We start from the raw sequence: 12,628 nt of genomic DNA, 5'->3' as shown, positions 1-12,628 counted from the left end.
ATTTCACCTACCTTAATCTGAATAAAGAATCGTTTCTAGATTAACTTCTTCTGCAGCGATAGCGGCTTGAATTTTCTCACGGGCCGAAGTGTCCTTGCTAGAAGTTTTCTTAAGTTTTTCGTTCAGTCCGTCGATCGTGGCCGTACTATCTTGATAGTTGTCGATTTTTTCTTGTACGGCAGGGTCGTTCGTCTTGGACGCCCATTCCTTCGCGGACTCGATGTCCCTGAGAAAGAGATAGGCGGTCACTTTCGCCGAGACGCGGGGCGCGGTCCATTCTACATCTTTCGTCATGACCACGGTCTCATGGTCCCGTTCCAGTACGGCGATATCGAACGTGCCCTCATCGGTCGGATGTGACGCTTGGAACTCCTGGAGCCGTTCCAGTTTCTTCTGATTGGATAGATTGAGCCCAGCTAACTTCGTCTCGATTAGGATGGGGTCATCCGTGAGCTCGAGCGCCTTCTGGTCTTCTCCTTCCGCCAGATAGAGGTCGATCAATAGGGCATCCTCTTCCTCTGACCGGTCTTTCCGTTCTAGTAAATCGATTAGTGAGGATTCCTCACCTTGGAGCGCCTGTTCATAGGCATCCAACCACGTCTGTTCGACGCCGGTCACCTGTTCAGCGTGCGCCTCCTTGTCGATGAACCATTGTGCGGCAGTGAACAACGATGTGAAGAGAACTCCAACCGTGGCCGCCCCATAGATGAGGCGGCGCTGCAGGCGGGTCAGCCGTGACTGATAGGTCGACGACACGGTCGGGTTTGATTTGACGGACTGGCGTTTGTAATCGTCCGGTGTCTCGGCCTCGATCTCGTCGAGGAGCCATAGTTTCTTCGCGTTATCTTCTTTCTTCGTCCGGATCCGTTGTACCCGGTCCTTGACCTGATGGTACAGGTTCGGATAGGTGCCTTCGGACCCGAATGTGAACGTCCCCCGATAGAGCAACTCATCTTTCTGGTCGAAGAGCCGGAAGTCACCGGAGCAGCTCGTCCCTTCCTCGCTACGTACCTGGTGCAGCTCATGGGTCAAGATGACCGCATCGGCGAAGGTGAGCCGTTCATAGTTCTGGATCCGTGTGTCCGGCACGTCGGTGAATCGTACAAACAGCATCTCGTTCCTCCTCTCGTTTCAAACAACAAAAAAAGCCTTCCGATTGGAACGCTGCGTAGGTGTGCATTAGAATTTGATGTTCTGGTCGACCATCTCGGCGAGCGTGAACGCGCCCATGACGATGATCAGACCGACGGCGCCCCCGACGAGCCAGCCGACGGCCTTCGAGCGACCACGATCCCCGCCGAAGATGAAGTAGAAGCCCCCAATCGCGAAAGCGATGGCCGCGGCGATGACAGCGAGTCCCTGAAAGAACTGAAGCAAGCTGAGCCCTGTCTCATTGAGTCCCATGTCGTTCCCTCCTTAGTCCTGGTGCGCCGGCGACTTGAAGCTGAGCTTCGCCTCGAGCGCCTCCAAAATGAGTTCCTGGTTGTCCTGGATAACCTGTTGATGCTGTTCGTCGAGCCACTCCTCGTAGTCCTTCCCACGGATGCGTAAGAGTTTCTCGGCGAAGCTACGGTTCTGTTTCTGTTCTTTTGATGCCACCATAAACACTTCCTTCCCTTGATCTCGTGATGTGCAACAGCACATCATTAAGGACAGTCGGATTCGGTGTGGTGGGTTTCTAGCCGTTCCCCCACGAACTCCGCTCCTCATGAATCGAAGGAGCTGTACAGGGTTTTTCGATGACCCGGAACGATGCGGTGACCTTGTGGCGAGTTTTAGGCGACTCTCGCCGAACCATCTGTGCGTAGATCCCGCTCACCCGGTCACTGATGAGGGACACGCCGGTATGTGATTGGAGGAGACCATCCTTAAGGATGTGCTGGTGCGCCGGTGTCGGTTATTGTCGAACGTTTTTCCGTTTCTTGACGTGGACGAGCTCGTCGTTCGGGTTCTTCCGTTTGGCGAGCACGTGGGCATCGCTGACGACGGTACGGATCCGGTAATAGAGTTGTGTCAGTTCTACCGCCTCTCCGCTTCCTTTTTCGATGCCGATGAAGCCATGTAACTCGTACGTCTTCCCGTCGAACGTGCGGACCGAGTCGGCCTGTGGCAGTTCCTTCAGGTCGAACCGGCGTCGCTCGAGCTTGGTGACGGAACGTTTCGCCCCGTATCCGAAGTCGATGGCGTCCCACGGGACCGTCGCGAGCGTATGCCCGAACGCGCGGGCCAGATGGTCGATGTCCGCGATCGATGGCACCGAGCGGTTCTGTTCATACTGGCTGATGGCGGGCTGTGAAATCTCTCCGAATGTCTTCTCCGATAGTTCGACCTGTGACCAGCCCGAGAGCCGGCGGTTCTCCTTCAACCACTCCCCGAATCGATACATAAGCCTTCCCCTTTCTGTAAACCAGAGCGGCGACCAAACAGATGTTTCCTTTTGTTGCTTAGAATATAACAGGAAAAATCTATTTAGTCATCAGTTTTCTGATATGTCAGAATTTTATAATTTGCCACGTTTTGTCGAATCTGCTTGAGACAAAGGGTTTTGAACATCAGTAACTCAATAATTCCTGTTTATAGATAACTATAAATTGAGGATTCGATCATAGAAAATAATGACAATTGTTTCGAATTCAAGAGATTATGTTAGAGTAAAGGGATAGAAGAGTTCGCAAAGAATAAGGATGAAGCAAGTACTTTGAACGTGGGGTGAGCAAGTGGAATTGAACGAGGCAATCATCGAGCGCATGAAGGAGCTCGCAGCGGAACGAAACATGACGATCCATCAAGTGATTCAAAAAGGCGGTTTGAATCAGGCGACGATTTCCGAATTAATGAATGGACGGACAAAACATCCAAAAGTGAGTACGATTCAAAAATTTTGTGATGGTCTACAAATCTCATTGAATGACTTTTTTAATGACAAAAAATTTAATTAACTTAATAAAAAATATATCTATTATTAGTCAAAATCTTAGAACAGCAAAAGTTCTATACTTAACATTATTTTAAATTTCAATCTCAAAAATTGTTAAATAACTTTTATCAAACTATTAATAAACCTCTAATAATTTTTGAAACAAAGGTACTATGAAGTAATTGGGAGAATACTAATTAAGTATCAGAGAAAAAGTTTAAATGTACTAAATAATTATGGATAAATAATACGAATCAACAGATTAAACTAGTTTTAATTTTTAATATGCACTATGATTAACTATTGACATAAGTTTTTAAATACTAAGTCTGGGGAAATTACATAATAAACGAAATTTAAGATTATAAAAACAAAATATAGGAGGGTAGAAAAACTAATGAGTTTATTTATTAAGCCTAATGTTGCTTTTCGTCAAAATGATATAGGGATCGAACTCTCACATTATTTTAAAGAAGTTGAAGATAATTTAATTTCTTTATTCATTAAAACTAAGCAATTAAATAAAAAAACTGAAAATGATGATAAATTTATACATCTATATAAAAATTATATAAGAGTAGCTTCACCTGCTGCACAGGATAACAAAAACATTTTCATTCTATCTAACCTTAACGAAAAAACTATAAAAAGTGATCATGCTATCGATTTAGAAATATTAGTAGACAGATTAAAATATATGAAAGATGAGCCAGTTTCCACATCAGAAGCTGGTGTTGTCGATGTTACACGTCTATCAGAAGTTTCGAATGAATTAATGACCCTCATTGATGAGCGAAAGCTTTATGCGTATAAGTTATATACAGAGAGTGATTATTCTAGAACTAAAAAATATGTACAGAAGTTAAATATGGACTCTGAGAAGGTAATCAAATGAATAATAATGCTGATAATTTAATACTCGAAAATGTAAAATATGAACTTACCGATGCTGCCTATAATTTTCATTTAGAACCGAATGAAGATACGCAACATATTGAATTGGCTATTGAGTTTTCATTCGCAGATGTCGATCAAGTTTTAGATGAATCTAATATGCAAGATTTCAACAAGGGAAAGAACAGTTTAATTTTACCGGCTCGTACAGTAATATATTTTATTGAAGAAAGGGGAGCAGATGAATACTCTCCTTTTTGTGAGGCGCAATTTATTGGATTGCTTGTTTTCTCGAATAATAATAAAATCAATACATCCTTAGTGGAATTTCAAAATTTCATTTTACGCAATAACCATGAGTTAAGTTTATTGATTTGGAAACAGGTCAGAGAAATTTTTAAACTTTACATTAAAGATAAACATTTCCCTGACCCTCCAGAAACATTTGAAAAACAGGAGAACTAAGAAATGGTATCCATTGATAATAATAAATTATTTTTTGAGCCAAAAATCATTAAAAGCTCTCTGAAAGAAATACAGATCAATGAATTATTAACAGAACTTTTGGACCATAAAAAATTTTTGAATCCTTTAATTAATATATTTAATGCTTTGCCAGAGCCATGCGATAGCGAAGTAGGATTAATTGAAACACAAAAACGGCTTGAAAACAATTTTAAACTAGACTCATATAAGGCATATAAAATTAGCGGGCGAATACCGGGCAAGAGAGAAGAGTTTTTAAATCAATATCAATCAATATTTAATAAAGTCTTTAAATTACTAAAGGATTCACTAGTTGTTAGGACATACCCCAAAAATATAAATGAACGACATCAATTTCGAGGACTATTTCTTGAACGCTTAGTTGCGACTTTTAAATCAGAGGTAACTACATTTTTAACTTTAATAGACTTCAAAATTTGTACTACACACTTTGTAGAAGAACCTAAGTTCTATGAAACTGCAAATCCAAAAAAGCTATTAGTTCCTCATATAAATAATGATAACCCTAATGTGCCAGACTTTTTTGTTTATCAAACGATAAATGAAAAAGTTCAAAATTCAAGTTACATCCTTGAGTGTAAGTCTTCAATTAAGATTTTAAAAAATACCAAAAAATTTAAACAGTATAAATATTTAAAAAAAATCCGTGAAAAAATAACGATTTTGACTAGTATGAATAATTCTTTAGCGTATTTAACTTACGAAACAGATAGAATCCATTTTCAGAGCATTGTAGATGAACATAAACAAAAAAGTACTCGGTCATGCAAATGTAATCTATGTAAAGCTAATCGTTCAATTAAAGTATTTTCTACAAAGAATTTCAACTTCTAAAAACCGATTCAATTTTTGAGTCGGTTTTCTATTCTTTATTAACTTGTGATAATATAGGATTATCACAAGTTATAATAATTTAGATGCATTTGAATCTATAAATGTAATACATATCCATCTAATTAATTAATCTAATTACAAACGTATTTTAAGCAAGATACATATGTAATACTGAATTTCAATCGCGTATTTTAATGTTCGCGGAAATTTTATTAAAAATATTGAGCGAAAAGAGGTAGAAGCATGGAGATTGAGAGAAAGCAGCAGGCGTTCGAGGTAGCATTGCGAAAACTGACCGGGGCGAATCCGAAACTGGCCGAAGCATTGAGGAAGGACCATATTGATCTCGAGACCTTGAATGATGTCGAGATCATCGAATTGTTCTGGGCGACGGAATTGTTCCCAATCTATGCGGACAAGAGCCCGCACACACGAAGAGCATATAAACTGGACCTCGAGTTCATCCTTAATTTTGTGATGACGAAGACAGACGGGTTAAAAGACCTGACCGTTCTCGACATCCATCGCTTCCTATTCGAGGTGAACGAACAGTATGCCCCACGCACGGCGCAGCGGAAGAACCACATGCTAAAGCGTCTCCTGACCTACCTCCACGTCAACCAGTATCATCAACATAATCTGGCCTTCCATGTGAAGAACCAGCAGCGCCCTGAGTTGCTTCGGCGTGAAATCGATTTCGACGAGATCGAGCGGATCGCCGAGTCATTCCGATATACCGTCAAGCGGGCACAAAAAAAAGAGCTCATGGAGCTCCGGAACGAGACGATCGGGTATTTGTTGTTGACGACAGGTATGCGGGCGGCGGAACTGTTGTCAATCAAGTTCACCGATGTGAAGCGAAATCAGCGTACATCTTATCTCGAGGTGAAAGGGAAACGCGACAAGTGGCGTCGAATCCCCCTTACCGAGAAGGCGACCCATCTCGTAAATCGGCTGCAGACATTGATGATGATTGAGGAGGTCTCGTCCCCTTTTATCGCCTTCAGCACGAAAAAAGCCAACAAGGCCATCACATATGAAGCGCTTCGCTTGATGACCCATCAGGCGGTCGACCATGTCGCGAATGAAGAAAAGATCCCGCCCCACTGGTTCCGCCGGGCCTATATCACAAAGCTCTTGGCGAACGGAAGTTCGTTGATCGGGGTCATGCAATTGGTCGGTCATGAATCAATCAGCACAACTAACCATTATTTACAGACCCTAAATCAACTTTCCAATTCGGATTTACCCTTTGAGTAAACTCCAAAGAAAATAAAAGATAACCTAGCTCAATCTTATCAAAAACATTCACCATGTTTGCTTTTGCTGGATTCAGCATTAAAAATTAATTGTCTAAAGTTTCATCAGTACAGTTTGTTTATGACGGTTTGTCAAATTAAGCGCAACACTTCCTCGGTGAAGGCCTCGTGTGCGGTTTTCCAGTTCAGGAATTTTCTCGGCCGCCCGTTGATCTTGGCCAGCGCGTCCGCGAGTTCGTCATGCGCCACCTGCGCGAAATCCGTTCCTTTCGGGAAGAACTCGCGGAGGAGCCCGTTGGCGTTCTCGTTGCTCCCCCGTTGCCACGATGAGTACGGGTCGGCGAAATACATCGGCACGCCGAGCGACGCCTGGATGCGCTCGTGACCGCTGAACTCCTTGCCACGGTCCGTCGTCACCGTCTCGAACGTGCCGTCCGGGAAGGCGCCGTGCACCGCATGGATCGCCCCCTCCATCGAGGCCGCGGTGCGGTCCGCGATCGGCAGGGCGAGATAGAACCGGCTCTTCCGCTCGATGAACGTCACGACGCACGCCCTCGACTTCCCTCGTCCGGAGACGACGGTGTCGAGCTCCCAGTGCCCGAACGTCCGGCGCCCCCTGACCTCTGGCGGTCGTTGCGAGATGGGGAGTCCGATGTTGATGCGCCCGCGCGTCTCGGTCGGCTTTTGACGTTTCCCCTTCTGGCGGAGCACGGTCAGGGGCACGTCGATCCGTCCCGCGTAGATCCAACGGTAGATGGTGGAGAAGGAAATTTTTCCTGCGTAGAGGCGGCCGACGATCTGTTCCGGGGACCAGGTCGCACGCAGCTTCTCGACGATCGTCCGGCGCATCGTGTCATCGAGTTTCGTCTTGGCACCGCAGTTGGTCTTCGCCTTCTCGTAGCGTTGGGGTTCCGTCTGATCTCCCGCGAGACGGTCGAGGGCTGTCGCCCGAGCCGTCTCGCGATGGACCGGATGGACATCCCGAGCTCCAGATAGGTCTCTATTTTCACGCGTTCAGCTGTGGTAAGATGGGTGTAGCTCATAGCGATTCCTCCGTCTGAATGTTTGTGTCGTAACTTCATTCTACACGAGGCCGTCGCTATGGGCTTTTTGTGCGTTCACTTTTAGGTGTTGCACTTAATTTTATAATTCATCAATTAAAAACATTACATCTAACTAATTTTAAATCGTTCTCGATTATTTTATTAAGTAAAGTTCCTGATAATTAATTCGGAATTTAAACTCGGTTGCCCTTGACGAGCATAGTAAGATGTAAATCTAGAAGATATATCCTTAGCAAACTGACTAGTTACAGTTGCAATTTTTATTAGCTCTATTTTATCATAATCAATTGTTTGAACGTCTTGGAAATCAATCAATCCTCCAGGAAAGTCAGAGTAAGAAGGCAAGAAATGGTATCCTAAACCATCTGAATGACCATTTCTAAACCATTGTTCTAGCACTTGCTTCTTCTTACTACTTTCTGTATTTCCTAAATATCTTTCTTTAGAACTCATAAATTTCTCCACATTATCGTATTCATTGATTCTGGCCAAAAGAACTTTTTTACATTTGCCTTGAGCCATTTCGCATGCAGGAGTTAAAATAATGAAATGTCTTTCTCCTTCATCTTTTAATATATCACCAAAGAATAAAGATTCTTTTACTGGTGGCTTGATGTATACTTCAGCTGGGTGAAAATGTTCATATCCGCCGGATTCAGTATCAATTTCTAAGTACTCTTGGAGAACATTTAAAGTATACCTTATCAGAGATCGTTCTTGAGACGCCGAATCAATTTCGTTTTGTTCCCATTCAGTGAGATTTTTAGAAATCTGAACCCAAAATAACTCATTTAAATAATACTCAAAAACACCCTTTGCTCCTAGAGTGTGAGACACACCATTTTTCTGCCACCGAATTATGTCCTTAATAATATTATCTGTCGAATCATCTTTTGTGTAGATAGTTAAAAAGTCGTTTGTTTCATCAATTAAATCACTATGAAATTGCGTGGGATATCCTGTACGTATAATTATGGGAAGTCTTAACTTATCTCTAATAATATCAACAATTTTATTTCCCTCTAATTCTTCAGGCTTAGTTGTTGATTGTTTAAGATTAAGATCGACAATTACTGCATCAAAATTTTCGATAAGTAACAATTCTAAACTTTCTTTATAGCTAGTTACTGCCCGACTTAAGATTTTAAGATGCGGGGTTTCCTCGTTAAAATCGTCAAATGCATCTTGAAGAACTTGAATATGAACGGCTTCATCTTCAATGATTAAAACCGAAATTTCCTCTATTTCACTCATTTATAGTTCCACCATCTTTCTTTAAATCAATTCTAAAATGCGCCCCTTCTGGACTATATATTGCTTTTAGTTCACCATTATTTCTAGCTATTGCTTCTCCAGCAATAGCCAAACCTAAACCAGTTCCAGAACCTTCACTTTTCCCACTGAATCCAGGCACGAATATAGACTTATCTATAATGTAATCTTGTTCAATACCTGGCCCGTTATCCATAATATCAATTACAAGAAGTTTCGACTCGTCTTTTATATTTATAGTGATAGAGCGTTCATTGCTTGGCATTTTTTTTAACCAATATATACTATTTTCAATCAAATTAGTCATGCACATCATAAAGTCTTCTTCAATCCCATAAACTTTAGTATTATCTTGTGATGTAAAATCAAATTTTATATTTGCAGTGCTTAATTCACCTTCATAAATTTCAAATACATGGTTTATAACGTTTTTCATATCAACATTTTTCTTACGACTTCTTCGCGTAGTCGTTAAAGGGTCTAATTTGTTAAACAACCTTGTAAGTGCTACAGATTCTTTTTCAGTTGTTTTAAGCCTATCAAGAATCTTATTAAATAACGGAGTATCAATCTTTTCTTCTTTACCGAGTCTATTCAACCATTTTATTGTTCTAGGGATTTGATTACTAAACCACCCTAAAGATTTTCTACCTTCATGTAAAATAACAGCCACTATTTTCCCCAAAGTAGCCTGACCTTGATAGATTGCGATTATTTCTTTAACTTTTTCATATTCTATGTTTTTTTGTTTCTCCAATGCTTGAACATTTATTGAAACACTTTTCTTTATTTCTTGAGTTAACTCTTCAGCATTTTCAGGGTTATTTATAATTTTAGCTAGTCCTTCTTCTAAACTTGAGTTGAGCGTACTGTTGAATTCCGTGAAGTCGAATAAAGAATCAATCTGGTTCTGCGGAGACAAACTATGAGTATTTTTCAATTTTGTCTGTCTAAACGTAAATCTTCTCTTCTCGAGCTCAGAAAGAACCTCTTTAAGCATGGTTCTTAATCCTTCATAATAGCGCGATTCCTTCAATCCATCCCGTGCACTCTTCTCTTCCAAATGTGATAGTTCCTCTGGCTCAATCATAATAAATCCAGCTGTTTGATCAGAACCGATTTTTAAAGAGGGGTTTTGTATCCGCCGATTATCTAAATTCAACCAATCGAATCCTAGATCGCCATGCGGTCTTATTCTAAAACCATTACGATAAATCCCTACACCCGGTAAATCTTTTAGTAACTGCCTAGCGAAACGACTACCTATTGTTTCTCCAGGTTTATCTTTACCTAATCTATTTAACAAGAAATTTATTCCTTCAACATCTTTATCATAGACCCTAAAATCCAGTTGTATATTTCCACAGTAATATTCATGCTCTTCTAAAACTATTTGCTTTTCGATTTTTTGTATATCAACCGGGGTTTTATATGCATTTTCGAAAAGCAAATTGGCTCTTCCTTTAGAATCAATAGTACCTGAGAGTCTGTAATTATACATTTCCAGAATAGGAAAAGGCTCAATTTCGATTTTTATATTTTTGTCAGCTTCTTTGTAAAAATCTTTAAATTCTAAATAGATATCAAAGACATCGATGGTTTCATCTTCTAAAGGTGATTTTAATTTCCTCAATTCTTTAATAATATTATTCACTTCTTTTTCGTTTAATAATTCTATATATTCTTTACCACCGGTAATAAGCAGTCTTGTGCCTTGCTGCAATTTTGTCTGTTCAGTATGTAAAAAGATTTCTACATCTTTTAAATATTTCTTTTTCTCAAATTCAGTCCAGTCTATTCTAGCAATGGTCTTATTTGAACCTTGGATTGATTCTAATTCAAGTTGACTACCTAGCACAGCAGCTGCGTACCTTCCAATCCCCTTTCTACCTTGATACGCTCGTTTTTTAGGACTTTTCTTTCTTTGTAATTTATAATCGGTCCCCGGCACCAACCAACTACTTACTATTGTTTCCTCACTCATTCCATGGCCATCGTCTCTTATCTCAATTTGTAATTCTTCATTTTTTATCGAGAAAATTAATTCAACGAAACTTGCGTCTGCATCGTACGAATTTTTCACCAATTCTACGACAGATGCCGGTACATCTTTAATCAAGTCTTTACCAATCGCATTTATAATTCTTGCTGCAGGTTCAAGTATATGTTGAGACATCTTTTATCCTCCCTAAAAAATCATATTTTATTTTTTAACAATATTTTTTTACTTACTTATTTCCAAATCATAATTTAATAAAGTCATTAAAATCCCTTGAGCAATAGCTTCTGACATCAGGGGCGGAACAGCATTTCCAATTTGTCGATACTGAGAGTTAGCTCCACCGCAAAAATCATAATTTTTGGGGAAAGATTGAATCAGAGCAGCTTCATATGGTGTAAATGTTCGCGGTTGATTTGGATGAATGAATTTTAGACCATCCTTTTGCATGTGAGCAAGAATCGTGTTTGAAGGCTTATCCCACGAATGTTTTACATAAGTGTCTGTATGTTTGTTTTTATCGTACGGGTATAGTTGATCTAATAACAAGTCGAAATCTTGAGAATTTTGATTCATGAAACCTGACGATGTGCTCCCTTGTTTCATCATCGAGAAAATTACAACATCTCTAAAATTATGTTTTCTTGATTGATGTAAAGTCATATTACAAGGTATCTCACTACTGCTATTAAATTGTTTAGCTAATTTATTGTAATCTTCACAAAATCCCTTTAAGAATTCCAACCCATTATGCTTTCTATTTTTAGTAACTAAATAACTATCATTTAAATAGTTTTTAAGTAAGCGAAATTGTTCGTTATTAATTTCAGGACGATTTTTATAAATCCTGTCTAATTCATTAATGTTATTTAAAAAAGAGAGTATGCATTTATCTAAATTCTTTAAGACTACATCTATTTTTTTTAGTTTTTCCATACCATTCGTATTGATTTGTGGAAGTAAGACCGGAAGTTCTCCAATTGTAGACAGTAATGTAGGAACTTCTTTCGTTAAATCCTTTTTTAATGGGATTGGGTTATAGATTCCATGACGATTAGCAATAATAATAACTCTTCGTCTTTTTTGAGAAACTCCATAGTCTAAGCTGTTTAATGTTTTGAATCCACTTCCTTGGCCATCAATAGTTCGCGTGAAATATCCTAAGTCTTCGAGTTGCTCGCTGATAACCTCAATTGCCATTTTTTCTTTTTCAGTTAATCCATCTTCAAATCTTTTAGATAAAAGCCCCTCAACATTTTCAAATACAACAAATCGCGGTTTGATTTCGGAAACTAAATCAAAGAAATGACGGTATAACGTGTTTCGAGAATCATTTTTCAATGAGTCTTGAACTTCTCTTTTTCCAGAGCGAGCTGGTCCGATTAAAGAAAACGTTTGACAGGGTGGGCCTCCTATAATCACATCTACTTCTTTACATTCAGCAACAATTTCTTTTTTTATTAGAGGGCAAGTAATATCGCCTTTTAAAACTTTATCTTCACCTAAATGACTTATTAAAGTATTGCAAGCATCATCATCAATTTCTACAGCTTTTGTTACTTCGAATTTAGCATGAGAGTGGCTTGCATTCAAAAAACCGGTGGAAAAGCCACCGCCACCGGCAAATAAATCTAATATTTTGTAAGTTCGCATCTACAATCAATCCTTTAATTTTGCTTTTCTGAATTATATCATTGAACAAATTCTTTGCCCAGGAGACATTGTTATTACTAGAGATATTTACACTACAATCTTTATAAAAAGTGTGCGCCGGCGCACACTTTCCTAAATGCTTTCATGTTTCATGAACAAACAAATTCGAGTATCCTAAAAAAAGTCTAAACATTTGTACGTCTCAAACACATACTAAGCCCACTTTTGA

Annotated in this window: 12 protein-coding genes and 1 pseudogene; 5 read left to right on the top strand and 8 right to left on the bottom strand. The window is 39.8% G+C overall.

The window, feature by feature from the left end; translation table 11 throughout:
* Window positions 1–12: 12 nt before the first annotated feature.
* From KNP79_RS13555 to KNP79_RS13540, 4 genes are all read right to left on the bottom strand, one after another.
* Window positions 13–1,113, bottom strand: a complete 1,101-nt coding sequence (locus KNP79_RS13555) for a hypothetical protein (protein ID WP_215192803.1) — start codon at window positions 1,111–1,113, stop codon at window positions 13–15.
* 66 nt (window positions 1,114–1,179) lie between these two features.
* Window positions 1,180–1,404, bottom strand: a complete 225-nt coding sequence (locus KNP79_RS13550; protein ID WP_012390467.1) for a hypothetical protein — start codon at window positions 1,402–1,404, stop codon at window positions 1,180–1,182.
* Between the two features lie 12 nt (window positions 1,405–1,416).
* On the bottom strand, window positions 1,417–1,602 hold the full coding sequence (locus tag KNP79_RS13545; protein ID WP_215192802.1) for a hypothetical protein: 186 nt from the start codon (window positions 1,600–1,602) through the stop codon (window positions 1,417–1,419).
* Between the two features lie 295 nt (window positions 1,603–1,897).
* A complete protein-coding gene (locus KNP79_RS13540) occupies window positions 1,898–2,386 on the bottom strand; it encodes a helix-turn-helix domain-containing protein (protein ID WP_215192801.1) in 489 nt (162 codons plus the stop codon).
* A gap of 331 nt (window positions 2,387–2,717) precedes the next feature.
* Between KNP79_RS13540 and KNP79_RS13535 the strand changes: the two genes are divergently transcribed.
* From KNP79_RS13535 to KNP79_RS13515, 5 genes are all read left to right on the top strand, one after another.
* Entirely contained in the window at window positions 2,718–2,939 is a 222-nt protein-coding gene (locus tag KNP79_RS13535; protein WP_215192800.1) for a helix-turn-helix domain-containing protein, read from the top strand.
* 375 nt (window positions 2,940–3,314) lie between these two features.
* Window positions 3,315–3,812 carry a hypothetical protein gene (locus tag KNP79_RS13530; protein WP_215192799.1) on the top strand — a complete coding sequence of 166 codons (498 nt, stop codon included), beginning with the start codon at window positions 3,315–3,317 and terminating at the stop codon, window positions 3,810–3,812.
* Window positions 3,809–4,276, top strand: a complete 468-nt coding sequence (locus tag KNP79_RS13525) for a hypothetical protein (protein WP_215192798.1) — start codon at window positions 3,809–3,811, stop codon at window positions 4,274–4,276. The genes KNP79_RS13530 and KNP79_RS13525 overlap by 4 nt, the downstream gene beginning before the upstream one ends.
* 3 nt (window positions 4,277–4,279) lie before the next feature.
* The gene (locus KNP79_RS13520) at window positions 4,280–5,152 is read left to right on the top strand and encodes a hypothetical protein (RefSeq protein WP_215192797.1); all 873 of its coding nucleotides are present in this window, start codon (window positions 4,280–4,282) and stop codon (window positions 5,150–5,152) included.
* A 243-nt stretch (window positions 5,153–5,395) separates the two neighbouring features.
* Window positions 5,396–6,412 (top strand): tyrosine-type recombinase/integrase, encoded by a 1,017-nt coding sequence (locus KNP79_RS13515; protein ID WP_215192796.1) that lies wholly within the window; start codon window positions 5,396–5,398, stop codon window positions 6,410–6,412.
* Between the two features lie 131 nt (window positions 6,413–6,543).
* Here KNP79_RS13515 and KNP79_RS13510 read toward each other — a convergent pair.
* The 4 genes and pseudogenes from KNP79_RS13510 to KNP79_RS13495 all read right to left on the bottom strand — a co-directional run bounded on the left by KNP79_RS13510 (window position 6,544) and on the right by KNP79_RS13495 (window position 12,399).
* Window positions 6,544–7,454 (bottom strand): annotated as a pseudogene (locus KNP79_RS13510) (IS30 family transposase).
* A 162-nt stretch (window positions 7,455–7,616) separates the two neighbouring features.
* The gene (locus KNP79_RS13505) at window positions 7,617–8,729 is read right to left on the bottom strand and encodes a response regulator (RefSeq protein ID WP_215192795.1); all 1,113 of its coding nucleotides are present in this window, start codon (window positions 8,727–8,729) and stop codon (window positions 7,617–7,619) included.
* Window positions 8,722–10,923, bottom strand: coding sequence for a sensor histidine kinase (locus tag KNP79_RS13500; protein WP_215192794.1), 2,202 nt, complete (start codon window positions 10,921–10,923; stop codon window positions 8,722–8,724). The genes KNP79_RS13505 and KNP79_RS13500 overlap by 8 nt, the downstream gene beginning before the upstream one ends.
* 48 nt (window positions 10,924–10,971) lie before the next feature.
* A complete protein-coding gene (locus KNP79_RS13495; RefSeq protein ID WP_215192793.1) occupies window positions 10,972–12,399 on the bottom strand; it encodes a DNA cytosine methyltransferase in 1,428 nt (475 codons plus the stop codon).
* Window positions 12,400–12,628: the final 229 nt, after the last annotated feature.

It is taken from the genome of Exiguobacterium sp. s7, assembly GCF_018618195.1.
Classification (GTDB): Bacteria; Bacillota; Bacilli; order Exiguobacteriales; family Exiguobacteriaceae; genus Exiguobacterium; species Exiguobacterium mexicanum_A.
The sequence above is the reverse complement of the archived record's forward strand: the minus strand, read 5'-3'. Positions and strand labels throughout refer to the sequence as shown.

Excerpts from the sequence above, each read along its gene's own strand:
- KNP79_RS13555 (WP_215192803.1), bottom strand. The coding sequence starts at position 1,113 with ATGCTGTTTGTACGATTCACCGACGTGCCGGACACACGGATCCAGAAC.
- KNP79_RS13550 (WP_012390467.1), bottom strand. The coding sequence starts at position 1,404 with ATGGGACTCAATGAGACAGGGCTCAGCTTGCTTCAGTTCTTTCAGGGA.
- KNP79_RS13545 (WP_215192802.1), bottom strand. The coding sequence starts at position 1,602 with ATGGTGGCATCAAAAGAACAGAAACAGAACCGTAGCTTCGCCGAGAAA.
- KNP79_RS13540 (WP_215192801.1), bottom strand. The coding sequence starts at position 2,386 with ATGTATCGATTCGGGGAGTGGTTGAAGGAGAACCGCCGGCTCTCGGGC.
- KNP79_RS13530 (WP_215192799.1), top strand. The coding sequence starts at position 3,315 with ATGAGTTTATTTATTAAGCCTAATGTTGCTTTTCGTCAAAATGATATA.
- KNP79_RS13525 (WP_215192798.1), top strand. The coding sequence starts at position 3,809 with ATGAATAATAATGCTGATAATTTAATACTCGAAAATGTAAAATATGAA.
- KNP79_RS13520 (WP_215192797.1), top strand. The coding sequence starts at position 4,280 with ATGGTATCCATTGATAATAATAAATTATTTTTTGAGCCAAAAATCATT.
- KNP79_RS13515 (WP_215192796.1), top strand. The coding sequence starts at position 5,396 with ATGGAGATTGAGAGAAAGCAGCAGGCGTTCGAGGTAGCATTGCGAAAA.
- KNP79_RS13505 (WP_215192795.1), bottom strand. The coding sequence starts at position 8,729 with ATGAGTGAAATAGAGGAAATTTCGGTTTTAATCATTGAAGATGAAGCC.
- KNP79_RS13500 (WP_215192794.1), bottom strand. The coding sequence starts at position 10,923 with ATGTCTCAACATATACTTGAACCTGCAGCAAGAATTATAAATGCGATT.
- KNP79_RS13495 (WP_215192793.1), bottom strand. The coding sequence starts at position 12,399 with ATGCGAACTTACAAAATATTAGATTTATTTGCCGGTGGCGGTGGCTTT.